The sequence below is a fragment of the Limnothrix sp. FACHB-881 genome (genome assembly GCF_014698135.1).
Taxonomy (GTDB): domain Bacteria; phylum Cyanobacteriota; class Cyanobacteriia; order CACIAM-69d; family CACIAM-69d; genus CACIAM-69d.
In genome coordinates this window covers 93,716-119,131 of record NZ_JACJSN010000017.1, presented here as the reverse complement: position 1 = coordinate 119,131, position 25,416 = coordinate 93,716, and the positions used below count along the sequence as shown (strand labels likewise).

The following is a 25,416-nucleotide window of genomic DNA, read 5'->3' as shown; positions in this document are numbered from 1 at the left end:
TTCTCAGGACGCTATCGCAATCGTCGTCGCCGTTTTGGCTTGAGGCTTCATCTGCTGGCCGGGTTGCTCAACTACCAGGCAACACATCCAATTTGATTCGTGCAAGAGGTCTACTGATCAAGTATCGCAAAACACCCGATCGCAGCCCCAGCGCCCCTCGGCCCTCATTCAGAGGCCGATCTGAACCAACTGCTCAACCAAGGGGCAATTCAGCAGTGCGAGTGATGCCAGCCATCCAAGCGATCCCGACAAGCAGTCCAAGGCCACGATGCAATGGCAATGGCTTGACTTCTGCGCTGCTCAAGCCTCCGCTTCCAAAGACTGGAACGCTAAACCCAAACTTTGGAGCCGGGCCACAGCCCGTTGGTGTTCTTGCTCCACGGCGGGTAACCATCGCTGGGCGAGGGCAAGGTCTCCTTGTTTTGCAGCGGTTTCAATTTGCTGGCTGGTTTGATACACCAACAGGGCCCCCATGGTTCCGCTGGTGGACTTGAGGGAATGGGCCGCATCCTTTAGGTGGGCCGTGTTGCCATTGCTCAGGGCCGATCGCACCTTTTCCAGCAGCATGGGGGAATCGCGCAAATAGAGTTCGATCGCCTCATCCAGCACCTCCACTTCCCGCAGACTGCTCAGGATTTGCTCATCCAAAATGGGTTCCTGATTGGCCGCCCACCCCGAAGGCAAGGGCAACCCGGCCGGCTCCGGGACTGTTCGGTTAACCGCCAGGTCAACCTCCGACCCAACCCCATTTCGTTCCACAGGGCTGGTATGGGTTAGCGCCTCAGGGGCAACCGGTTCCGAGTCACCACTCACCAGGGCCGTCACCAACTGCGGCAGGGCGATCGCCACGGCTCCCGCACCGTTCTCCGCCACCGCAGGCAACACCGCATCGGACAAGGTTGGCGGTTCCGGCGCAGTTTCGCCGGTTCCCCCCTGAACAAACCCCCGGGAAGGACAGCGCCCCAAAGCCTCTGCCAGCTTCTGAATCCGGATCGGCTTGCTGATGTAATCATCCATCCCTGCTCGAATACAAGCCTCCCGATCGCCCTGCATCGCGTTAGCGGTCATGGCAATGATGTAGGGCCCTTGCTCCGTCACCCATTCCTGTCGGATCCGCTCCGTGGCTTCCAGCCCGTCCATCTCCGGCATCTGCATATCCATCAACACCACGTCATAGGGTTGACGACGCAGGGCCTCTAGCACCTCAATCCCATTACCCGCCACATCAGCCCGATATCCCATGCGCTGCAAAATCTGCAACGCCACCTTTTGGTTCACCGCATGGTCTTCCGCCAGCAAAATCCGCAGCGGGTGGAACTCGGCCATATGGGAATCCACATCGGCCATGACCGATCGAGCGGCCACCGTTTCCGCCGTGCGCCCACCCAACACCGTCACGATCGCGTTGTAAAGCTGAGATTGCTTGATGGGTTTGTTCACCACTGCCGCAAAAACCGGTGAGGCACTGCGCTCCTGGTAGCCCATCGGAGCCATGGCAATCATCCGCAACGGCGTTGTTTTGGGCAGCGCCAAATCCTGCAACCGTTGGGCCAACTGCAAACCGTCCATCTGCGGCATTTGCAAATCCAGCAGCGCCAAATCAAAGGATTGTCCTTGCATCATCCAGGCGATCGCCTCCTGGGGTGAAGCGGTGCTTTGGGTCACCGTGCCCCAGGCCTCCACCTGCCGCACCAAAATATCCCGATGGGTAGCGTTGTCGTCCACAATCAACACCCGCTTCCCTTGCAGATAGGGCTGGACTTCGTAGAAATCCACCAGGGATGCATAGGGAGCCGCCGCCGCCACGATCGTGAAGTGAAAAACGGAACCTTTGCCCAGTTCGCTTTCCACCCACATGCGCCCGCCCATCATTTCCGAGAGCCGCTTGCTGATGGCTAACCCCAACCCTGTGCCGCCGTATTGGCGAGTGGTGGAGGAGTCCACTTGGCTGAAGGATTTGAACAGGCGGTTCATGCGATCGCTTGGAATACCGATGCCCGTGTCTCGCACCGCAAAGTGAATGTCGTAAAGCGGTGCGTTGTAGTCGTGGGAACGGGTTGGCGGCAGGGTGCTATCGCTTTGCAGCAAGGCATTCGATTCGTCGCTGGTGGTGTGGGGCTTGGCTTCCACCTGAATCACCACTTCCCCCCGGGCCGTGAACTTGACCGCATTGCCCACCAAGTTCACGAAAATTTGGCGCAGGCGCGTGATGTCCCCCACGATTAGGTTGGGAACGGCGGATCCCATCCAGTAGGCCAAGTCCAAGCCCTTGTCGCTGGCTTTGGCGGCTAACAAATCCAGGGACTCTTCAATACAACTGCGCAGATCGAAGGGTTGCGACTCCAAATCCAACTTGCCGGATTCGATTTTAGAAAAGTCCAGGATGTCGTTGATGATGGCCAACAGGGCATCGCCGCTACTGCGAACGGTTTCCACAAAGTCCCGCTGCTGACTGGTCAGTTCCGTATCCAACAGCAATCCGGTCATCCCAATGACGGCGTTCATGGGAGTGCGGATTTCATGGCTCATGGTGGCCAAAAATTCGCTCTTGGCTCGGGTGGCCTCTAGGGCTTGGTCGCGGGCCCGGGCCAGGTCGTCGGCGGCTTGTTTGCGTTCCAGTTCGCCACCGATCCATTGCCCCATCAGCTCCAACAGACCAATATCAACGGCTTTGAAGGGCTGATTACGGGTTTGATTGCTCCAAAAACAGAGGGTGCCGTAGCCCCGACGGCCGACGGTGATGGGTGTGCCGAGGTAGGCTTCGATTTCCAGGGCCGCATCGACGGCGGTGGGGCCGAGCTGGGCCAGGGATTTGGACTCAAAATACAGCGGCTCTTCGCGGGCAACGGCAATTTGAAAGATGGTGTTGCGCAGGGGGAACCGATCGCCCGCTTGCCAGTCCCAGGTGCTGGGCATTTGGGCGCGATCGCCCGTGTGAAAGATGCCCACAACGCGACATTGCAGATCGCCCACAGCGGCCATGCCGCCGTTGTAGTCCGCAGGGTCTGGATCCGGGAGGGTGGCAAATCGATCGTCAATTTCCACCAGCAGCCCCAGTTCCAAACCAAATTGCTCGCAGCCCATTTGCAGCAACCGTTGCAATCGATCGTCAAAGGTCAGTTGGCGGGCGGCGGCAATTTGATAGAGGCGACGGATGGAACTTTCGCTGTCACGCAGATCTTGCTCCACCTGTTTGCGGGGGGTGATGTCCCGCGAAACGGACAACGTACCCTGAAATTCGCCGTTGTGGGAGTCGTAGATGGCGCGGCTGGTGGTTTCAAACCAGATGTAGAACCCATCGTGGCGGCGAATTCGATATTGGGTGGTGTAGGTGGCTTTGCGATCGCGGGCGTGCTGGTCTTCTTCAATGAGGCGATCGCGATCGGCCGGATGGATAAAGTCCCAACGTTGTTGCCCCACCATTTCTTCCGGGTGATAGCCCAACAGGGCCATGCAGGCGGGGGAGGCATAGATATAAACATTGTCGGCCGTTTGCCGGGAGATCAAGTCGGTGGAGTTCTCCGCCATGATCCGGTAGCGCTCTTCGACACTCGATCGCTCCCGTTGGAATCGATCGAGCGCCTCCAGCATCTCATCGATATTGTTGGCCAGGAGACCCAGCTCGTCGCTACCAGGCATTTCTAGGCGAGTGGCCAGGTTGCCGCTCTGGCCAATGGTGGCCACCGCAGTGCTGAGGCGGGTTAAGCGGGCAAGCACCAATTTCTCGATCGACAGCAGGGCCACGCCCCCAAAGAGCACCCCACAAAACACCGTGGCGGCTCCCAAGTAGCGGATAGCCTGTTGGCTACGGTGATCAATCTCCCGAGGCAGCGTCACCTCCAAAATCAGGGCCGGTTCCCCTTCCAAGTTCCGCAGCAGAATTTCCGCCCGCAACAGATCCAAGGATTCCAGGGCCGTGATGGAAATTGGGCTGCGGGCCAAACCGGGCCGGCTCACCTCCAGGGTCATGGGCTGACCGAGGGTTCCAGAGTCCGCGGTCTGAAATTGTTCTAGGCTGACCGCCGGCCGCAGGGAAAGCTGTAATTCCACCCCCTCCGCCAGGCGATCGATTTCCACCTGATCCAACCAGCGGCCCACCACCAGCGCGCCACGAATGGGGCCGGCTCCTTGACTGGTGACGATCGGGCGGGCCGCCACCATCAACACCCCTTCCGGCAGGGACACCAACCCTGAAATTACGCGATCGGGCTGATCCTGTTGTAAAAGCGTCGTTTGGCCCGGCCCAGCCAAATAGTCCAACAGGGAGCGATCAGCCGGTTGCAACCGTCCCCGCTTCGCATCAAATCCTTGGCTGTAAAGCACTTGCTTCTGGCGATTCACAATCGCGATCGCATTCAGCCGCAAAGCCGTAAACGTGCGATCGATCAGATTGGACTGGATATAAGCAGGGTTGCGCGTTTCAATGAATTCATAGGTATCGTCCCACTCCGCATATTCCTGAGCCGCCACCGCCAGACTGTCGAAATCCGCCGAGAGGGCATCCATGGCCCGTTGAGCATCTTGGCGCGCGTATTGCACCTCCAGGGCCCGAAAGTCCCCAGAGACCAACACCGACAGCGCAATGCAGAGCGTCACGATCGACACCACCGCCGCCATCCCCACAATCGCCAAGGTTTTTCGGCGTAAGTTCACGCGATCACCCTCCTGGCCCCCTGATAGTTCCGCCACATCAGCCCTTGGCCAATGGATTCGGGCCAACATCGCTGACCTGACCTGACCCATGGTTGACCACAGGGTTGATCGATCCACTGCCCCCGATCGGCTGGAGACCCCTGGGTCTCGGCCGGTGGTTTCGGTCGAACCTGACTTGGAAGCTGCCATGGCGACTGCACAACGATTTGCAACAGCAACGGCAAATGCACCTGAATAAATTCGCGATCGATCAATTGGAGACTTAATTGGCGACCAATCAATTCGCGACAATGGCTCGGAGCGCACTCCCACGCCCAACTTAACCCTAGTGTGATCCCGTAGGGTTCTAACTCAAGCATAGGAGGGGTGAAACCCCTAGCTTCAAATTGCCCTAGTCGCGAGCAATTACTAACCATTCACTCGTCCAACAAGAATTACTCAGGCAGGTGTTTGCGTTGCTACTCCTCAATTGCCACAGCAGCGAGGCAATGGTCGGGATAATGCCTCAATCGATTCGCACAGAGCCGCATAGAGAGCCGCGTAGATTGTTGCAGCCTTGCATCAACTTGCGCCTTTACCCCCAACATCAGACAAGCAACCCCAAGGTTTAACCCAGCCGTAGACTCTTGCGGGATTGTGGACTCTGCGGCCCCCAACAGCAATGATCGCTCTATTCGACCCCGATTTTGCCGAATTCTCCGAACCGATTTGCCTCCCAAACGGTTTTGTTGCATCACTTTCGACCAGCCCCCATCCCATTGAAGTTGAATAGGCTCCCCGTTGTTCCCGGTGCGGACTCCCCCGATCAACCGCTATGGGGGGTGAGACCCATCATTGAGATCTAAAAATCGATTCTAACGGTTCCCAGAGCAAGACTCCGTAGAATTTCGAGTTAGATCTCAATTCCCCTCCTCGAACTTCGTGAACAAGCAAGGCCCATTCATTTAGTCGAAATTTAGCGCGCTGGATAGGGAAGCTTGGGCCCGTTTTGGGGGGCTATTGGAGGCAGGGCTAGGAGCGGCTGACCGTTGGTGGCTGCAATATTGCTGACCAAGGGCTGACAAGAAATTGACAACCGTTGCAATCCCCTTGAGCCAATTTTACGGCGATCGCCTGGCTAGCCAGGGAGATTCCGATCACAATTGCCCCCACTCCTTTGACCGATGTTCCCGATCGCCCCGGCACGGCTTGTGGCCCCTGGGTCTCCCTCAAGGGTTCATCAACGGCTGCAGCGTTGCCGCGATCCAGGAAAATAAACCGTCTATAGTGTCTTTAAGTCCCTGCTGTAGCCTATGACCGCCTCTCAGTCCCGTCGCGATCGCCTGGAGTATTTCGATCGGCTGATTTCCCAGGTCATTTTGAACCGCCAACACCCCATCAGCGGCCTGATGCCTGCCAGCACCGCCGTTAATATCCATGGGGACTACACAGATGCTTGGGTACGCGATAACGTTTACAGCATCTTGGCGGCCTGGGGGCTGGCGCTGGCCTATCGCAAGGCGGGACTCGAAGCGGGACGCGGCTACGAAATTCAGCAGAGCGTGGTGAAGCTGATGCGGGGGCTGTTGTCATCGATGATGCGGCAAGCCCACAAGGTGGAGCGCTTTAAGCACACCCAAGATCCATTGGATGCGCTCCATGCCAAGTACGACACGAGCACGGGCAACACGGTGGTGGCCGATGACGGCTGGGGCCATCTACAGATTGATGCCACCTCAGTGTTTTTGTTGATCTTGGCGCAAATGACGGCCTCGGGCTTGGAGGTGATTTACACCACCGACGAGGTGAATTTTGTCCAAAATCTGGTCTATTACATTGGACGCGCCTACCGCACGGCCGATTACGGCATTTGGGAACGGGGCAACAAGATTAATCACGGCAACCCGGAGCTAAACGCCAGCTCGATCGGGATGGCAAAGGCGGCGTTGGAAGCGCTGAATGGCTTTGATCTGTTTGGGGCAAGGGGATCGCAATCATCCGTACTGCATGTGCTGGAGGATGAAATTGCCCGATCGCGGGCCACGCTGGAATCCCTGTTGCCGCGCGAGTCGGCCTCTAAGGAGGTGGATGGGGCCCTGTTGAGCATCATTGGTTTCCCGGCGTTCGCGGTAGATGATGCGAACTTGGTTGATCGCACGCGGCGGCAAATTGTCGAAAAACTGGAGGGGCACTACGGCTGCAAGCGGTTCCTGCGGGATGGTCACCAAACCGTTCTTGAAGACACCAGCCGCCTGCATTACGAACCCTACGAACTCAAGCGCTTTGAGCATATTGAGTGTGAGTGGCCGCTGTTTTGGACCTATCTGTTGCTGGATGCCCTGTTTCGGGGCGATCGGGACAGGGCCTTGGACTATCACCACCGATTGCAAGGGGTAGCCGTGGAACGGGAGGGATTCGCCTTGTTGCCGGAGGTCTATTACGTGCCGGAGGAGGCGATCGCCGCCGAACAGGCCAACCCCGGTTCCCAAACCCGCTTACCCAACGACAACGTACCCCTGGTTTGGGCCCAATCCCTGTGGCTGCTGGGTCAGTTGGTGTTGGAAGAGCTGATCGATGTGGCGGATTTGGATCCCCTTGGCCGGCGATCGCGCCCGGGAGCCGTGCGGGAACCGTTGGTGCAAATGGTGTTGCTATCGGAAGATGCGGCCTTGCAGCATCAACTGGCAATTTACGGAATTGAAACCCAAACGCCGGATCAAGTGGCCCCGATCGAGGTGCGGCCCGCGCGGGATCTTTCGGCGGCCTATGCCCAAATCGGCCGCAACGAAGCCCTGGGCCTCACGGGGCGGCCCCTGCGGCGGCTGCGCACCCTCACCACGTCGCGAATTTTCTCGATTTGCGGCAAAACCATGGTCTTTCTGCCCTCCTTCCTGGATCAGGAGCAGTTCTATTCGGGCGCGGATCCGGAGTTTTTGACCTCCCAAATTCGCAGCGAACTGGCTTACATTGCCCGCCAGTGGCGACAGTTGGGGCGACCGACCATGACCCTGTTGCTGACTCGGGAAATGTTGGGATCCACAGAGGCCGACCTCGACACCCGATCGCCCCTGCTCTCCCTGATTGCGGACTTCAAAGCTGGCAAATGCAACAATGTGCCGATTCGCCTGGGACGGCTGCAATCCTTTGTGCTCACCGCCGGGAGCGAGCGGATTGACTTTCTCCACGGCTACGAATTCGAGCAATCCGTGGCCAATGGCGCACCCTTGCCCCTGTCCCAATACCTGGCTTTTTCGGCGGCGGATACCAAACCCCTCAGCAGCCGCCAGGAATTTCAACTGGAGTCGGAAACCAATCCCAAGAGCTTGCTCACCCGGTTGCGGGCCACGGTGAACCTGTATGAGCAAATTGAGCTAATTCAAGACCTGTGGCGACTGGTGGGCCCGGATTTTGAGACGGGCTTTGCCGGGGACGATCGCGCCGTGCCGCTCAATCTGCTGGTGGAGGAAATCTATAACCGGGCCCTTCAGGGCTACAGCGTCGTGGAATCTGACGGGATTGCTCGCCGTCGGCCCTATTGGGCAATTGTGCGGCGGGCGGCGGGCCTGCTGAACAAGGCGGACATTAACCTTTCGGATGCGGTGACGGATTTGCTGGTGCGGCAAAAGTTCATCGCCGTGGGCCGCGCCTACAGCGAGGGATCCTTGATCGATCGCCCCATGCCCCACGACGAGATCATGGCCAAGATTGATGAATTTTGTGGGGAAGACATCCGCGATCGGGTCTTGAGCCAGGAAATTTTGGTGGCCTTGGGCGTGCTCATTAAGTCCAATCCAGCCCTGTTCAAAGGCTTTTTGACCCTCCGTACCAGCTATTTTCTGCTGCTGTTGGTGAGTGAATTGGGTCGCGAAATGCTCGTCACGCCCGATGAGGCCTACGAGCAACTGATGGAACTCAGTCCCTACGAGGTGCAATTGCGCTTGCGCCACGTGCTGGAAGGCTATCAGGGCGCAACCTTGGCCTTGCAACAGCAGGAATCGTTGCACCTGCGGGCCACGGGCCGGGCGATCGAATGGACGATTGTGCCGCAGCGGGAAGAGGGTTTGCCCCCCGCTGGGAGTTGGGCCCGCCAGCGGGAATTGGACGGCGCATTGAACCGCGTGCCCAAGGATTTCTATCCCCAGGTTTGGAACCTGTTGGGCCACTGCAAGGGCCTGGTGATTGGGGACAAGCTGGAACGTCGCAACCGGCTCGACAGTGCCTTGGTGTTGGCGGAAATGACCCCCGGCGAAAAGAACTTCGCCCTGCAAGTGGAACACCTGCTGAACAAGATTGGTGCGCCGCTTTACCGACAGGTTTGCATGGAGGCGTTGGCGGAGCTGGCAGCCCTGACCGATCGCAACCCCGAACTGCAAATTGATGATTACCTGGTGTTGGATGTGTTGGTGGGCCACGCGGTGCGGTTGGCCTGGCTCGATCGCCATCCCCAGGATGAACCCATTTACAACGAGCGTAAGGGTCAGGCCTGGCAACAGTTCTATGAAACGTCGCCCTACAATTGCGCCACCTTTATGGTGAAGGCCTTCCAGTTCCTGATCGAAATGGCGGAACAGTCGGCCCGCGATCGCGCTGAACAGGCGATTGATGAGTCCCTGGAGCCGGTGGGGTAATGGGTTAGCCATTCCCGCCCACCCGCTTCAACCGCCCATCCCGAGGGCGATCGCCCAACCCGATCGCCCCGGATGAAATCGGCCCTTATCACCCTCGCACCCATGCTGCTCCATCACTGGAAACTTCTGCGGTTGTTTGTCACCACCGCGATCGCGGCCGAAATGGAATATCGCGGCAACTTTCTCTTAGCCAGCATTTCCTCCATTGGTGGGGGAATTGCCAGCGGCTTTGGGCTTTTTTTGTTTTATCGAACGGGCTACACCTTCCAAAACTGGAACTGGCATGAAGCACTTTTGGTGTTGGGTCTTTTTCTGTTTTTACAAGGCTTTTCTAACACCTTTTTAGCTCCCAACCTCAACAGCATCGTGCGCCAGGTGGAGCTAGGAACCCTGGATTTTGTGTTGCTGAAACCCATCAGCAGCCAATTTTGGCTATCCACCCGCGCCGTTTCCCTTTGGGGCTTTCCTGACATTGCCCTTGGTTTGGGGTTGATTTTCTATGCGGGGATCAATCTACAACTTCCCTGGTGGCAATATGGCTGGGCAATGTTGCCCCTCAGCTTTGGATTGCTAATTTTATATAGTCTCTGGTTTGTGTTAGGAGCCACCAGCATTTGGTTTACCAAAATCTATAACATCACGGAAGTATTGCGGGGGCTGTTGGAAGCTGGGCGCTATCCCCTCACGGCCTATCCGGCGGCATTTCGCTTCTTCTTTACCTTCATTGTGCCGGTGTTGTTTATGACTACTGTGCCGGCGGAAATTGCCTTGGGCCGCGATGCTTGGTTTTTGGTAGGAGTTTCAGGGTTACTGGCGATCGGGCTGTTGTATTTGTCCAATCAATTTTGGCGGTTTGCCCTCCGGTTCTACACCAGCGCCTCTAGTTAAATTGCCGGTTAACCACGCGCAGCTCCGACCAGAAGCACTGGCCGGAGCTTTGGATGATAAATGGGTTTAAGGATGGGGGCAGAGGGGCTCGAACCCTCACGACCGTTTAGGGTCAACGGATTTTCATCTTCCTGTGGCTTTCGCCCCTGCACAATTCGGCTCGTGAGTCAGCAAAACTGCTCGATCGACCGTTTGGCGTTGAAGATTGGACTCTCCCTTTACCCTCGGCTGGTTACGTTAGGGTAGCTCCCGTCGAGTCTCTGCACCTTCCGAAGGAAAAGCCCGTAAGCTTTTTGTGCCTTCGGCTTGGCTCAGGATTGCCGTAGCGATCGGGGTGATCTGCGAACAACGTCCCAGAATTGGTTCCGTGCCTTAGGTTTCCCTGAGTTTGAGAGCTGCCACTCGATCAATTTCTCAACCGAGGCTCAATTGTCTTAAGTCCGTAGCGTCTACCATTCCGCCATGCCCCCTTAGTGGAGCCAATTGATTAATTAGACCGATCAATTAGACCGAATCAATTAAGATGACTCGCCCCTAAGGACAACTCAAGTTAACGGGTAACGTTGAGCCGTCCCATCATACCTCGCAAAGGGGGAAGAGAGGCAAGCAATGACGACATCTTCTAAACCCCTTGCCCTCGCTCCTGATGGTGATTGGTTAGGGCCATTGACCGATCGCTAGGCATCTGGCGATCGACTAATGGTTGCAATTGTATTTTTTGAGGGGCCGATCGCCCTTGGAAGGGGAAGGGGAACGATAAAATGTGGTCTGGTTACGGACAAAGGCGCAGCGCTGAGGATCGCAACCGGAAATTAGGGGCCGATCGCTGGCTGCTAATGGGTTGCAAGGGGCTGCGGTTGTCCGTGCGGGCTGTCAGGATGACGTTCAGGCGAGGGTCTGGTTTATGGCTTTGACGGATTTGCCGATCGCGCTGATTCTGTATGTGGCGCTGGCGGGGGCTTACCTGGTGGTGTTGCCGCTGGGCCTCTACGTTTATCTCCAAAAACGGTGGTATGTGGCCAGCTCAATCGAGCGGCTCTTGGCCTACTTTGCGGTGTTTTTGTTCTTCCCCGGGCTGCTGTTGTTGTCGCCGTTTTTGAATCTGCGTCCCCAACGTCGGGCCATTTAATGTCTGGCCATTTATTTAATGCCTGGCCATTTAATGCCTAGGATGCCTCGATTGTCCCGCTTGGGCGATCGAGCCAGGGTGATGGGTTGGATGATGGTGAGCAATCGTGAGCAATTGACAGGGGCGATCGAGCAAACATGCGGCGAATTGACGCGATTCTGATTGGGTTAGGTGTCTTTTTGGGTGGGGGGCTGGTCTATGGTCTCCTGCAACTGGTGGGCATGGATGCCACCAATGCGGGCATCTGGACTCAGGCCGCGTTGGTAGTAGGATTGATGGGCTGGTTGCTGACCTATCTGGTGCGGGCCCTGACCCAAAAGATGACCTACTCCCAGCAGTTGCAAGACTACAAAGACGCGGTTTTGCAGAAGCAGTTGGAAGCATTGTCACCAGAGGAGTTGGCCGCCTTGGAAGCTCGCTTGGAAGCGGAAGCGGCGGAAACGGATCGATCGAACCCGACCCATCCGTCACCCTAATCCGCATTCTTCGCCACCAACGCGCCGCCCGTTCCCCCAATTCAAAGCCAGCATCCTCAGCCCCCAACAAGGGTTCACCCTGAATCCAGCCTGTGGGCGAAGTTGCTGGCCGTTTTTGATGTCCTGACCACCGAGTTGATCGATCGCCTGCCACCATGACCGTCTCTGTTTCTGAACGTTTTGCCACCCTGCGCCAAGCAGAACGCTGTGCCCTGATCCCTTTCATCACCGCCGGGGATCCGAATTTGGCAACAACGGAGGAGGCCCTGCGGCGACTCGATCGGGCAGGAGCCGACCTGATTGAACTGGGCGTGCCCTACTCCGACCCCCTAGCGGACGGCCCCACCATCCAAGCGGCCGCCACTCGGGCCTTGGCAAACGGCACTCGCCTTGATGATGTGTTGGCACTGGTGCAGCGGGTGTCGCCGGAACTGTCCGCCCCGATCGTCCTGTTCACCTACTACAACCCAATTCTGAATCGAGGAATTGAGCAATTCATTCAAGATGTGAAAGCGGCCGGGGCGGCGGGCCTGGTCGTGCCAGACTTGCCCCTCGAAGAAGCAGACGGCCTGCTGAAGCCAGCGGCGGCAGCGGGTTTGGAAGTCACTTTGTTGGTGGCCCCGACGAGTTCCAAGGATCGGATTGAAGCCATTGCCCAGCAGTCCCAAGGGTTTATTTATCTGGTCAGCGTGACCGGGGTAACGGGGATGCGCAGCGAAATGCACGGGCGCGTGTCCGAAATTTTGGCCGCCATGCGCCAGGTTACCGATAAGCCGATCGGGGTAGGCTTTGGCATTTCCTCGCCGGAGCAAGCGGTGCAGGTGCGTGCTTGGGGGGCTGATGCGGCGATCGTGGGCAGTGCCTTTGTGAAGCGACTGGCCGACGGCACGCCGGAAGCGGGTCTAGCCGCCGTTGAAGCATTCTGCCGGGATTTGCGAGCCGCCCTTGATCAGTAACGATCAACGAACTAAAGATCAACGAGCTAGATCAACAACGGACTGGATCAACAAACTAAAGATCAATCAACTGGACTAATTCTGTTGAGGCAAGTTCCATTCCCGATACTTTTTTGCTAACGGATGCTAACAAATGCATAAGTTGAGGTGGTCTCTCAACCAAGGCGTATCAACCAATGCCCGTAGAAAAATCCCACGAGCACCATTTAGATCCCGATTCATTGACCGCCCATCAACCTTCGACTTGATGACCCGAGAGCCGCCAATCTTGACGATCTCACCTGTCCACGAAACGGTTTTAGAGGTGTAGGCTTCGTTGATATTGGTCAAAGCAATCTTGCCCAACTCCCAAGCTTTCCATTCTAAATGTCTCTTGAACTGGTAATGCGATAGGGTCAACATTTGCCGCACGGTTTTCGACTTAATTTTTCGACGTGATTTGCTCACCATTTGAGAGGACTCAAAACTGGGTAGCAAGATCACATCAAAGTTTTCAGTCAGAAACCGTGCGGTTTTGTGGTGAAGTTCTTTCACCAGGTGTTGCACCTTGGAACGCAGGCGATCAGCGGCTTTCTTAAGGCGACGCTTTTGAGCTGATTTAGCCTTGGTAATTTTGGAAATCAGGCGATCCAGCTTGAAGCACAGCTTTTGAATCAGCAAGTTCGAGTCATTGCCAATCCATCCATAGGAGGATTCAGCAAAGAAGGTCATGAATGTGCGGACACCGGGATCTAAGGCAACCACTCGCCCTTGGTTTTCGGACTGAATGGGTTGCACTTCTGTTGAGGTGATCAGGTAATACTCACCATAGGCAAGTGTTAACCGACCATCACTAAAGCCATCAGGAATTGATTCTTTCAGGGCTGCTTTTCCCAGAATGGTGTAATAGACACCGTTTTCACTGATGGCTGATTTGGGGATGTAGATCGTTTGTTGTCGATCTTTGCGACTGCGGAAACGGCACTTGCGAATTTGCCCGTCTTTTTTGAAACCTTTCTTTGCTTCTCGAACGGCAGTGCAAGCATCTTTGACCGCAATCTTTTTGATCTGGTAGGGAACTGGCTTGGCCCATTCAGGAAGCGCACCCAAGATGATGGGCGCAACTGCCATCCAATTGGCTTTGGTTCCCGGTTCCTGAAGATGTTTGATCGTGGCGTTGTAGACGTATCTAGAAACACCAAACCATTGCTTCAGGAGTGCTTTTTGATCAGGGTTTAGGAAGATTCGGATCTTCCTGGATCGCTTTCCGGTAACTTCTGAGTCCGTGCATTCGACGAGAGAAGAGGTGAAGGATGGCGAGCAGATCCGCTGTGAGTTCGGATTCTGGGCAGTGAACAGATTGGTCAAGAACCATGAGTTCGCCACCGTTTTGTTGAACCATGAACTCGAACAACTCGAATCCGAATCGACACAATCGGTCTCGACAGGCAACCACAATTTGGAGCTGATCGCCGCGCATGAGTCTGACCAGTAGGGATTGCAATCCTTTTCGCTTGAAGTTAAGACCTGATCCGATGTCTTGGATGATTTCGGCATCGGGGTAGCGGTCTCGCATGAACTGGACTTGTCTAGCGAGATCGTCTCGTTGCTTGGCAGAACTGACGCGGCAGTAGCAAACAACGGTAGATCGAGTTGCGTTGCGTCCATATGACTCGACGTTGTAGAGCCGCTGGCCCGCCTCGTTTCGGATGGTTTCGATCTTCCCTTCATCTGCGTACTTCCTTAGCGTATTTGGATGCAATCCCAGAAATTCGACCGCTTTTCTGAGAGGAATGTATGCCATATCTAAATATTGGCATACGTTAGCGAACGTTAGTAAATTAATTACTGTTGATCAACCTCAACAGAAACAGTCCAACTCAAGCAGTCCAAGTGGGGGCGTACGGCCGTACGCCCCCACAAAATTGACCGATGGAACTGGTCAGTGACAATTTTGAGCAATTGTTGTGAACAATTCTTGAGCAATTGCATTGAATTGACCCTACACCCAGTCGGCCATGGATTCCCAACTGTGGCGCAATTGACTGCTCAATAGTCCATTTTCCGATCGCCGATTGCGGCGGCGGGATTTAGCAGCATTCGAGCGTTTCCGCGATCGCTTATCAACCACAATTTTACTCAGGTCGATCGCATCGTCCCAAGAATGAAATCGGTCAGGAAAAGTTCGCTGAGTCATGATTCTGACCTCCCAAAATTGACGTTGGGGGAATTGCCAGCCCAGTTGCTGACTTCAGAGATGCAGCCCCTTCGTCGATGGAATGATCCCAGTGCAATCCAGCTTCATCATCGAAGCGAGCTAGGGATGTGGACGCAAATCTCTAGGGTATTGTTCTGCAAATCGGGAACCCAATCCGGTTAACTTCGCCAGAAGCCCCCGGTTCGATCGTACCGCTTTTTCTCAGGGGCGGCGACTCACGGATCCTGATTCCTCAGGAATGAAGTTTCCAGAATTGTCCAAGGAATCCTAGCCCAAATTGCTTACTGGGCTAAGTGATCACGCACTAACTGGCGCAACGCTTGTTCAGCAGCAATTTCATCTTGCTGAGCCTCTGCTAAAAATTGATATAAATACGCTTTTTGCACCCAAGGGAGAATGGGGCTGAATTCCGATTCTTGATAATCCCCATTTTCCAAAATAAAAATGCGCCAATCACGGCCGTTATATCGCCACAATTCCGGAACACCCATCGCGGCATAGAGCCGATTTTTGTCAATATCCGTGTGGGTGATATCGACTTCAACCACCAGATCCGGCGGAGGATCAGTCGCAAAATCAACTCTTCGACCCGCAACCCGTGCTTGATTTTGAATGTAGTAAGCACAATCAGGTTCTGAGCTGCGATCAAGTTCTTCACGCTCAATCCGAGTAGATCCCATTGTTTTAATTTTCAGACCCATCTCAAAGATCATGATGATGATAAAGCGCTCAATGAGACGAATCGAAAATTCATGATCTTCCAAGGGCATAGTGATTTCTAAAACTCCATGATCATAGGTCAAGCGAGCAGAACGACGGAACGGCAGGGCATGGAGAACCTGTTGGTAAGTTTGCCAAGTTAGGCCACGCAGCGTCACACGTTTTTCGCCGATGAGTTGGGTGGGAGCCAGCGGGGCGATCGCAATCATTGCTCACAACTCCTGAAACGGTTGATCAGTTCTATTATCGCCAATGGGGCCAAGCAGTGGGCGAGCTGCCCGATCGCCCGGTGCGCAAAGGGACTGCTATGCTGAGGGCGAGCATTCTGCAATCGCCCCATGACCGACTCCGCAAAGACCTTGCTTTTGGTAGATGGCCATTCCTTGGCTTTCCGAGCATTCTATGCCTTCGTGAATGGACGAGATGGTGGACTACGTACTTCCACGGGCATTCCCACCAGCATTTGCTACGGATTTATTAAGGCCCTATTGGACACGATCGCCCTTGAAAAACCCCAAGCGATCGCCCTGGCTTTTGATACTCGTCAGCCCACCTTTCGCCACGAAGCCGATGCGACCTACAAGGATGGGCGGCCGGAAACTCCCGTGGAGTTTATTGAAGATATTCAGCACCTCGAAACCCTGTTGGTAGCGCTGAATTTAGCCATTGTTAAAACGCCAGGTTTTGAAGCAGATGACGCGATCGGGACAATGACCCAACAGGGCATTGCGGCGGGCTATCGAGTCAAAATCTTGAGCGGCGATCGGGACTTATTTCAACTCATTAATGACCAACAAGGCATCAGCGTTTTGCACTTGGGTGGGCGTGATGTGAAGTCTTCCCGCTACAGCGAATATCGTGCAGCCCAAGTGGTGGAAAAATGGGGCGTTCGTCCGGATCAGGTGGTGGATTTCAAAGCCCTTTGCGGCGATAAATCCGATAATATTCCGGGGGTGAAAGGCATTGGCGAAAAAACCGCCGCCCAGCTTCTGCAAGAGCATGAGTCCTTGGATGGGATTTATCAGGCACTAGACTCTCTGAAAAAATCCGTCAGGAGCAAATTGGAAGCCGATCGAGAAGCTGCTTACCATTCTCAGTTTTTGGCGCAAATTAAATGTGATGTGCCCTTAGATTTGGCCTTGACCGACTGTGAATTAAGCGGATTCGATCGCGCTGCCCTCACTCCCCTGCTGGAAAAACTAGAACTGAATCAGTTTCTGAAGCAAATTGAACGTTTGGAGGCTCGATTTGGTAATGGTCAGTTAACCTTGGGAGCGGAGCAAGGGACAGGCAATGAAACGAGTTCTGCGGGCCGATCGCCCCAATTAGCGGGCAATTCCCCAGCTTCGACCTTAGAAGCAGAAGATACTTGGTTTTTCAGTGCCGAAGAGACCGATTTGCTCAAGGAAAATCCGCCACTACCGGCCGAATTCACCCCAGAAATTATTACTACACCCGATCAATTGGAGGCGCTGGTTGCCGCACTGTTGCGCTGCCAAAACCGTGACTATCCCACCGCTTGGGACACAGAAACCACTGACCTAGATCCTCGAAAAGCGGCCTTGGTAGGAATTGGGGTTTGCTATGGCAATGCGGAACAATTCACGGTGGCTTATATTCCCGTGGGACACAGTACGGGAAAACAGCTCGATCGATCGCTGGTGTTGCAAGCGCTGAAACCCATTTTGGAAAGCGAAAACCATCCCAAGGTGCTGCAAAATGCCAAGTTCGATCGGGCAATTTTGCGCAGCCAAGGAATTCAACTGGCTGGGGTAATTTTTGACCCAATGCTTGCCAGTTATGTGCTGAATCCAGAAGCCAGCCATAACCTAACAGATTTGGGATTGCGCTATTTAGGAATCAGCGCCACCAGCTACCAAGATCTGGTGCCGAAGGGACAAACCATTGCAGCGGTGAGCATTGCTGCCGTTGCCAACTATTGCGGCACAGATGTTTATAGTGCATTTCATTTGGTCAATATCTTGCGATCGCAACTGTCTAGCGAGCAGGATTTGTTGCCACTTTTTGAGCAGGTGGAGCTGCCCCTTGAGCCGGTTTTGTCGGCCATGGAAGGGCGAGGCATTCGGATTGACACGGCCTATTTGGCGGAATTTTCTAAGCAATTAGAAACAGATTTATTGGCAATCGAACAGCGGGCCTACGCAGCGGCTGGGGAGACTTTTAATTTAGGTTCACCCAAGCAACTCAGTGAATTATTGTTTGGCAAATTGGGTCTTGATCCCAAAAAGTCTCGCAAAACCAAAACCGGCTATTCCACGGATGCCGCCACCTTGGAAAAGTTAAAGGATGATCATCCCGTGGTGGAAGCGATCGTGGAGCATCGCACCTTAGCCAAACTGAAGTCTACCTATGTGGATGCGCTGCCGCAGTTGGTTTCGCCCCAAACCGATCGCGTCCATACGGACTTTAATCAAACGGTGACGGCCACGGGTCGCCTCTCTTCATCCAATCCCAACTTGCAAAATATCCCGATTCGGACGGCCTTTAGTCGGCAAATTCGGCGGGCTTTTTTACCCAAAGCGGGCTGGCTGTTGGCCGCAGCAGACTATTCCCAAATTGAGCTACGAATCTTGGCCCATTTGAGCCAAGAACCGGTCTTGATTGAGGCCTATCAAACGGGGCGAGATGTCCATGCTTTGACCGCGCAATTATTGCTTGATCGCCCTGACATTACCCCCGAAGAACGACGACTGGGAAAAATCATCAACTTTGGGGTGATTTACGGCATGGGGGCGCAACGGTTTGCTCGGGAAGCGGGCGTGTCGCGCATGGAAGCCAAGGAATTTATCGATCGCTTTAACCAACGCTATCCCCAGGTCTTTGAGTATTTGCAACAAATGCAGCGCGAGGCGATCGCCCTGGGCTATGTGCATACACTCCTGGGCCGACGGCGCTATTTTCAATTCATGAGTCCTTCGTTGAATCAATTGCGCGGCTCCGATCCCCAGGCGATCGACCTCGATCGGTTGCGGGTCAATGGTCAAAATGATGCCCAATTGCTGCGGGCGGCGGCCAACGCTCCCATTCAGGGTTCCAGCGCCGACATCATCAAAATTGCCATGATTCAACTCCATCAACGGTTGCAATCCACCCAGGCAACTTTACTGTTGCAAGTGCATGATGAATTGATCTTTGAAGTGCCTCCGGAAGAGTGGGACTTTGTGCGCCCAATTATTCAGGAAACCATGGAATCAGCGGTCACCTTGAGTGTGCCCTTGGCGGTGGAAGTTCATGCGGGTCAAAACTGGATGGAAGCGAAATAGCCGATCGGGAATGAGTGATGCAATTAGGGGTGAATTTAACCCTACTTAAACCCGTTAATTTCTATCACGCTTAGAAATGTTTTCTTTTTAAGTCCACGACTTTGTTGCGACCAATTGTTAGAGCCAGCCCCACTTTCAGTCAATTAAATTCTAGTCAATTAAAGTTGGCATAGACAGTTACAGATTGGCACAGAATTGATGGAGTTCAATTGAGAACCCCCATAGGATTGAGGCGATCGCGCGAATGCACTTGAAATAGCCTGAGAGGATGTCTGAAAAGCCGCAATGGCTACCTTGCTTGTGGGTCTCATGCACCGACAAAGCAAAGCTGATCAAGTCCCTTGATCCAAAGACCGTTAGGGCTTGACCATTGCCCCCAGTCGCTTCAGCCATCCTCTGAGGTTTGTTAATTCCAGTTGATTCCAACCGATCGAGACAGCAAGCTGCGTCTTTTGTCCTCAACCATTGCTGCGATCGCTTGTGTTGAATTTTGCGAGCTATTTTTTTGCCCCCGGTGGCTGGGGAACCCATGCCCGATCGCTCGCGGGAGCACTGCACCCGATCGAGCCGATCGCCCTTTGTGATTGGCAGCCTCCCCAGCCCCTGGCCGACTGGGAACGGGGCGTGCCGGAACTGTTAGCGGCCGGTCTCAGCCCGGCGGCCAATGCCCCCACCCTGGTCATTGTGTCCGGGTTGCCGATGCCGCCCTTTCCCGGTTGCTGCCAAATTGGGCTGTTTGTGTGGGAAACCACCCACGTTCATCAAAAATTTCAGCAATTGCTCGATCGGTTCGATTACCTTTGGGTTCCGTCCCTTTGGCAGCGCCAGGTGGCGATCGAGTCCGGGCTTGACCCCCAGCGCCTGGCCGTTGTGCCAGAAGGGGTTGACCCCCAAGTCTTTCAGCCCCATCCCCACCGCCCCTCAGCCCTGAATCGCGACTTGCGGCAGCGGCCCTTTCGGTTCCTTTGTGTGGGCAAATGGGAACGACGCAAGGGGATCGATCTGCTGATCCAAGCTTTTGCCAAAGCCTTTGAACCTCAAGATCCCGTGGAACTGGTGTTGCACGCCCACAACGGCTACATTCCCCACTTTGACCTCCAGGAATCGATCGACTATGCCGCGCGGCTGCTGGGGGCCGAGGCCTATCGCATTTTGCCCAGCCATCCAGCCGGGCGATCGGGCCTAGTGCAAGTTCTGCAAAAAGCCGATGCCTTTGTGTTGCCCACCCGGGGCGAGGCTTGGGGATTGCCCATTTTGGAAGCCATGGCCTGTGGACTGCCCTGCATTGTCACGGACTGGAGCGGCCTGCGGGCCTATGCTCACCCGGGCAATGCTTATCTGATTCCGGTCAAAAACCTAATTCCCGTCAATGATCCGCAGTTTTTTGACCCCGACTTGGACTGGGGCCACTGGGCCGAGCCGGACTTGGATGCGCTGGTGGCCTTGATGCGGCAGGTTTATCACGATCGGGAAGCGGCCCAACAACGCGGGGCGATCGCTCGGGCCGAAGCCGCCAGCCTCTGGACTTGGGAACGAGCCGCCCACACGGCCCAACAGCAATTGGCCGCCCTGGGATTCCGCCCCGATCGCTTGCCCCCTTCGGTATCCGCTGCCGCTTAGGTGGCACTTTTGTGCGCTGATTCAGCAGAAAAGCCAAAATTTCTCTAAAACAGCGGAATTTTGGTCAAAACTAGAGAAAAATCAGAATCTACCGTTGGTGGCTGAAACTCGCGTTTAGGATCAGCGCCATCTTGTTGTGTCTAGGGATCTAACGCGACTTCTGCGCTACCCACTCGGGGCGGATTTGCCATCAAACCAAAATCGGCTTTCACCAGATTTTCACCCCTGACCGCTATACCTAAACTCGTCGGTTTTCTCACTGGCGACTCTGTTGAGCCATTGTTGAGCCATCGATCGTTGGGTGCGCCTTGCCCCTTGTGGGCAAACTAATCGCTAATTTTCTAGTTCAAACCATCGCAGACAAAATTCGCAAGCTCTTTGCCTCCAGAATTGCTCTGTGATCGTCGTAACAGTCGTCGATACCAATCGTTGCAACAAGGGTCTGAAGTTCCTGACTGCCTAAGGATTGGCTAACAGCAGCATCAGGGTTTCAAGTGCTTTGACGACCAACCCTAAACACCTAAAACACCTAGTCAATATTAATTGTGATTACTATGCAATTTTCTCCTCTTCAAGTGGCGGACTTGTACCCGGTCAGCGACTCGGTGCAGGGCAAAACCATTCCCCTGATCTATCATCAAAATTTGGTGGCCCTGGCAGATGGTCAAAATCATATTTTGGAGCTAATTGCCCAAGGCCAACCCTTAGAAACTGTGCTCACGGAATTAGCTTTACTCATTGAAGCCCACACGTCCTGTCAAACTTTTTGCGCTTTCTTATTACTAGAAGCAGAAACCCAACGATTACGCCATGGGGCAGCACCCAGCCTGCCGCCCGACTATAACCAATGCATTGATGGCATCCCGATCGGGCCTGCGGTGGGATCCTGCGGCACGGCTGCCTATCACAAAGCTTCCGTAATTGTTGAGGATATTGCGATCGATCCGTTGTGGGCTGAATTTCGGGATTTGGCGATCGGCTTTGGCCTGCGGGCTTGTTGGTCCACGCCCATCTTGTCCTGTGAAGGTCAGGTGTTGGGAACCTTTGCCATGTATAACCCCTTTCCCCATCGCCCCCATCCCCACGATCGCAAATTGCTGATTAAGGCAACCTATTTGGCCCGTGTGGCGATCGAACGACACCAAACCGAAAAGGCCCTGCAAGCGGCGAATGAAGATTTGGAGCGACAGGTCACCAAACGCACTCAAGATTTGCAATTGGTTGTGACCCGTTTGCAGCGGGAAATGCAGGAGCGGAAGCGCGTCGAAGATCAATTGCGCCAACGGACGATCGAACTGGAAGCCACCTTGGATGAGCTGAAAAAAGCCCAGCTTTGGATGGTGCAAAGCGAGAAAATGTCTTCCTTGGGCCAGTTGGTGGCCGGCATGGCCCATGAAATTAATAATCCGGTGAATTTTATTCATGGCAATCTTAATCATGTGCAAAGTCATGTGGAGTTGCTATTAGGTTGGACAGAAAAACTCCGGAACTGGGCCCAATCCAGTTCTTGTGCCAAGCATCCTGAATTGGTGCGGATGATTGCTGATTTAGATGAAGAATCGGATTTTGAATTTATTCAGGAAGATTTGCCTAAAATTCTATCTTCCATGAATTTAGGAACCGAGCGGATTCGCCAAATTATTCTGTCCTTGCGCAATTTTTCGCGGATGGATGAGGCTTGTTATAAACCGGTCAACATCCATGAAGGCATTGACAGCACCTTGGCGATTTTGCAACATCGGATGAAGGCTGCACCCGACCACCCGGAAATTCAGGTGAAGTGTGACTATGGCGATTTACCGGCGGTGGAATGCTATGCCAGCAATTTAAATCAGGTCTTTATGAATTTGCTTGCCAATGCGATCGAGGCAATTACTGAAAAATATCAAGTTGATCCGCTGGACGCTACGAACCCTGATTCATCAGTTAGGGGTCAATTTAAGGGCTGTATTGAAATTCAAACGCGCCTTTTGCGGGGCGATCGGGTGCAAATTCAAATTACCGATAATGGGGTGGGGATGCCGGACAGCATCCAATCGCAAATTTTTAATCCCTTTTTCACGACGAAGCCGGTTGGCAAAGGCACGGGGCTGGGAATGTCGATTAGCTATCAAATTGTGACGGAGCAACACCAGGGCCAGCTTCGGTTTAGCTCTGTGCCGGGTGCAGGATCGACGTTTACGATCGTGATGCCCCTGAAGCAAGAAGGGCAATCCACTTAGCCCCGAGCGTCAGTCAGGATGGCCAGGGCAGGAGGCAGAAGTTAGGGTTACAATAGGAACCTCACCCAAGATCGACGCGCTCTCAAGCCCATTGCGCCAGGCCTGAGCCTGCTTCTTCAGCCATTCATTCCTTCATTCAGCGGTGGCAAGCGTCAAGCGGCAATGAGCGGGGAAATTATCAGCTTTTTTTGAGTGAATGGTGTGACTTGTTGGGGGTGGCGCGGCCCGATCCGAAAGGGGCGATCGCACGTCCAAGTCTTGCGGATTCACCCAACTGTTGCTCAGCGATTCTACTGGCTCTCGTCATGAGGATGATCACAGGACTGAGTGCATTGCCTGCCTGATCTCTGTCGGTTGCCGATGGCTAGCACTGCAAGGGTATCGCAGCGCAGCGGCATAACAGCAAAATTGAGCGGCTTCAGAGAATTTTAGCTCACCACAAATAGCCTCGGCAAGTCCGCTCCAATGTCGTGCTAGCTGAGTGATTCACATATTGCCCCAATTTTGTCTCGCTGATTGTCCCCGTACGTTATCGTACTGACCGATCTCCCCTCACCACTGCCCCACCACCACCCTTCTGGGCGCTTTCGCAACCACCACAAGACCCAAACCACTGCCTCAACGACCAATATTCTGAGCGGCTTCGAGCAAACAGGCAACCCTGAAGAACAAGTGCAACGACTGGATGCGGAGCCAGCTAACGACCTACTTGAGCGGCGGTAAAAAGACCTAAACGCAGGACGCAAGATCTCTCGTTCGTCCGTTCCAATGGCTGGTTAGCTGGCTGTTACACGACTAAATCAACGTAGAGAGATAAGAATTACGCTGTTGTAAAAAGATGAGTAGGCGTTCGGCGTAATCTTCAGTTACAGCTTGTTGGATTGAGGGGCGGGTCTGAAGCAGTCGCCGCCACTCTTTAACTTTTGGAGTCTTGTCAAAAACACCAAAGTCCTTAATTGCATCGAAGACATCAAAGTAACGAAAAATGGCTGCATAAACACCATCAACGAGGAAAAACGTGTTCCCATCAAAATAACCGTCATCGCCCAGAGTTTGCTCAATCCAGAGAAATTTGCTGGCTAATTCATCACGCTTCTGCTCAAAAACTTCTTGATTAGGCGCGTTGTAGAATCCAGCAATGCTATTGAGGATGTTAGAGCCAAATTCGATCCAACTCCGATGCTTCGCTTTCTGCAATGGATCAGTAGGGTGCAGCGAACCAGGCGTGATTTCATCCAAATACTCACAAATCACTGCCGACTCAAACAGGACTTCCTCATCTACTTGCAACAACGGAACTTTGCCTAACGGTGAAATCTGGCGAAACCAATCTGGCTTATTTGCGAGATCAATGTAGGTTCGTTCATGCGGAATGCCTTTTTCAAGCAAAGTGATGACTGCTCGTTGAACGTAGGGACAAAGCACATGGCTGACCAACTCCAGTTTGGGCGTTGACATAGAAAACCTCTGATTCATTTTGCTCGATTTCCGTAATAAAAGCGCTCGTGAACGACTTTGCCATCCTTCCATTTCTGAACTGACACCTGGTCATGAGTCACTTTGCCCCAACCTGCGTGGGTGTAGTCCACGAACCATTCCGAGATAATCACATCCTCACCATAAGCGACGTTTTTGACTGCGATGCCTCAAAATTCAACCACTTTCGAGAAGAACTCGAGTTCTCTCTGACGGTTGGCTGCTTTGCCGATTGTGGCAGGAGCCTCGTTTTCCTGCATGACCACATCCTCGCCATAATACTTTTCCAACACCTCCATTGCTTTGCCTTGCAACACCAGGGATTGGATATCTTCAAAGGTCGCCTTTAAGTCGATGCTCATGATTCACCTCAAAAATTAATTGCAACTGCAACTTGTTTAGGTATATCCTAAACAAGTTGCAGTTGCAATTATCTCGCCTGAGATTTTACATATTATTGCAATTGCAATAATCTCAACTTCAATTAAAATTATGTCTGTCAAACTGAGCAAAGCCCATAATCTCGCGTGGCGGAAGTTTTTAGTCGCCCATGTGACGCTAATCGAGCAAGTTGAGCAAGATTTAGCTCAAGCAGAACTACCATCTCTGAATTGGTATGACGTTTTGTTTGCTTTGGCAGAAGCACCTGAGCAAAGACTTCGGCTTCATGAACTCGCTCAAGCCGTTCTTCTCAGTCGCAGTAACCTCACACGATTGGTTGATCGTTTGGAGGTAGCAGGATTAATTCAGCGAGAACAGTGTTCTAGCGATCGCCGAGGTGCTTTTGCTGTTATCACAGACGAGGGGTTCAAAATGCTGAATCGGATGTGGACTGTCTATGGGCAGGCAGTTGAGAAATATTTCGCTTATCACTTAAATGCAAACGAGGTGAAGTTTCTCGTAAAGATTCTCGATAGACTAACCAATGCTACGAATAGCTGAAGCAATGCTCAATGTTTGAGGATTATAAAATTTCTGAATCTGCTGCTGTGCACCAACTGCTGTGCACCAACAGATAAATGTAGTGAGCACCACCCGAAACGTAAGTCAGCTAACTATTTATTAAACCGCAGGTACAGGATAACTCCCCTCAGCAGAGTGTTGTCAAGCAGTTGCGGTCTAGCTCCGGTACTAAGAGTATTATCCCGCAGTTGCAAGATAATACCCCCCCTTATAGGACTTTTACCG

The 25,416-nt window shown here is 53.8% G+C and carries 17 protein-coding genes; 9 read left to right on the top strand and 8 right to left on the bottom strand.

The annotated features are described in order from the left end of the window. Positions 1–300: 300 nt before the first annotated feature. A complete protein-coding gene (locus H6G52_RS14960) occupies positions 301–4,842 on the bottom strand; it encodes a response regulator (RefSeq protein WP_199312448.1) in 4,542 nt (1,513 codons plus the stop codon). Between the two features lie 1,103 nt (positions 4,843–5,945). Between H6G52_RS14960 and H6G52_RS14955 the strand changes: the two genes are divergently transcribed. The 5 genes from H6G52_RS14955 (at position 5,946) to trpA (ending at position 12,709) form a co-directional block, all read left to right on the top strand. After that, a complete protein-coding gene (locus tag H6G52_RS14955) occupies positions 5,946–9,260 on the top strand; it encodes a glycoside hydrolase family 15 protein (protein WP_099535385.1) in 3,315 nt (1,104 codons plus the stop codon). 105 nt (positions 9,261–9,365) lie between these two features. Next, positions 9,366–10,148, top strand: a complete 783-nt coding sequence (locus H6G52_RS14950; protein WP_190529371.1) for an ABC-2 family transporter protein — start codon at positions 9,366–9,368, stop codon at positions 10,146–10,148. Between the two features lie 904 nt (positions 10,149–11,052). Then, the gene (gene ndhL / locus H6G52_RS14945) at positions 11,053–11,277 is read left to right on the top strand and encodes an NAD(P)H-quinone oxidoreductase subunit L (RefSeq protein ID WP_190354306.1); all 225 of its coding nucleotides are present in this window, start codon (positions 11,053–11,055) and stop codon (positions 11,275–11,277) included. Positions 11,278–11,414: 137 nt separating this feature from the next. Then, positions 11,415–11,753, top strand: a complete 339-nt coding sequence (locus H6G52_RS14940; RefSeq protein ID WP_190529361.1) for a DUF3007 family protein — start codon at positions 11,415–11,417, stop codon at positions 11,751–11,753. Positions 11,754–11,908: 155 nt separating this feature from the next. Further along, positions 11,909–12,709: a tryptophan synthase subunit alpha gene (trpA, locus tag H6G52_RS14935; protein WP_190529359.1), complete on the top strand. Its 801-nt coding sequence runs from the start codon at positions 11,909–11,911 to the stop codon at positions 12,707–12,709. A gap of 126 nt (positions 12,710–12,835) precedes the next feature. On the opposite strand, the gene H6G52_RS14930 is transcribed toward trpA, so the two are convergent. From H6G52_RS14930 to H6G52_RS14915, 4 genes are all read right to left on the bottom strand, one after another. Next, on the bottom strand, positions 12,836–14,014 hold the full coding sequence (locus H6G52_RS14930) for an RNA-guided endonuclease TnpB family protein (protein ID WP_190529369.1): 1,179 nt from the start codon (positions 14,012–14,014) through the stop codon (positions 12,836–12,838). Further along, a complete protein-coding gene (locus H6G52_RS19170) occupies positions 13,917–14,492 on the bottom strand; it encodes an IS607 family transposase (protein ID WP_190529357.1) in 576 nt (191 codons plus the stop codon). Before H6G52_RS19170 ends, H6G52_RS14930 begins: the two co-directional genes overlap by 98 nt. Positions 14,493–14,690: 198 nt before the next feature. Next, positions 14,691–14,885, bottom strand: a complete 195-nt coding sequence (locus tag H6G52_RS14920) for a hypothetical protein (protein ID WP_190529355.1) — start codon at positions 14,883–14,885, stop codon at positions 14,691–14,693. A 302-nt stretch (positions 14,886–15,187) separates the two neighbouring features. Then, positions 15,188–15,835: a Uma2 family endonuclease gene (locus tag H6G52_RS14915; RefSeq protein WP_190529353.1), complete on the bottom strand. Its 648-nt coding sequence runs from the start codon at positions 15,833–15,835 to the stop codon at positions 15,188–15,190. A gap of 129 nt (positions 15,836–15,964) precedes the next feature. On the opposite strand from H6G52_RS14915, the gene polA reads away from it, so the two are divergent. The 3 genes from polA to H6G52_RS14900 all read left to right on the top strand — a co-directional run bounded on the left by polA (position 15,965) and on the right by H6G52_RS14900 (position 22,752). Beyond that, entirely contained in the window at positions 15,965–18,910 is a 2,946-nt protein-coding gene (gene polA / locus H6G52_RS14910; RefSeq protein WP_190529351.1) for a DNA polymerase I, read from the top strand. Positions 18,911–19,375: 465 nt separating this feature from the next. Next, positions 19,376–20,530, top strand: coding sequence for a glycosyltransferase family 4 protein (locus tag H6G52_RS14905; RefSeq protein WP_190529349.1), 1,155 nt, complete (start codon positions 19,376–19,378; stop codon positions 20,528–20,530). A 554-nt stretch (positions 20,531–21,084) separates the two neighbouring features. Beyond that, positions 21,085–22,752, top strand: a complete 1,668-nt coding sequence (locus H6G52_RS14900) for an ATP-binding protein (RefSeq protein WP_190529347.1) — start codon at positions 21,085–21,087, stop codon at positions 22,750–22,752. A gap of 795 nt (positions 22,753–23,547) precedes the next feature. Here H6G52_RS14900 and H6G52_RS14895 read toward each other — a convergent pair. The 3 genes from H6G52_RS14895 to H6G52_RS18610 are packed head-to-tail and all read right to left on the bottom strand — an operon-like array spanning position 23,548 to position 24,590. Next, complete coding sequence (locus tag H6G52_RS14895) at positions 23,548–24,210, bottom strand: glutathione S-transferase family protein (protein ID WP_190529345.1); 663 nt, start codon at positions 24,208–24,210, stop codon at positions 23,548–23,550. A 14-nt stretch (positions 24,211–24,224) separates the two neighbouring features. After that, the gene (locus H6G52_RS19165; RefSeq protein ID WP_370567716.1) at positions 24,225–24,362 is read right to left on the bottom strand and encodes a hypothetical protein; all 138 of its coding nucleotides are present in this window, start codon (positions 24,360–24,362) and stop codon (positions 24,225–24,227) included. 36 nt (positions 24,363–24,398) lie between these two features. Beyond that, on the bottom strand, positions 24,399–24,590 hold the full coding sequence (locus H6G52_RS18610) for a hypothetical protein (RefSeq protein ID WP_242026414.1): 192 nt from the start codon (positions 24,588–24,590) through the stop codon (positions 24,399–24,401). 130 nt (positions 24,591–24,720) lie between these two features. On the opposite strand from H6G52_RS18610, the gene H6G52_RS14885 reads away from it, so the two are divergent. Beyond that, positions 24,721–25,170 carry a MarR family winged helix-turn-helix transcriptional regulator gene (locus tag H6G52_RS14885; protein ID WP_190529344.1) on the top strand — a complete coding sequence of 150 codons (450 nt, stop codon included), beginning with the start codon at positions 24,721–24,723 and terminating at the stop codon, positions 25,168–25,170. The last annotated feature ends 246 nt before the right edge of the window (positions 25,171–25,416 follow it).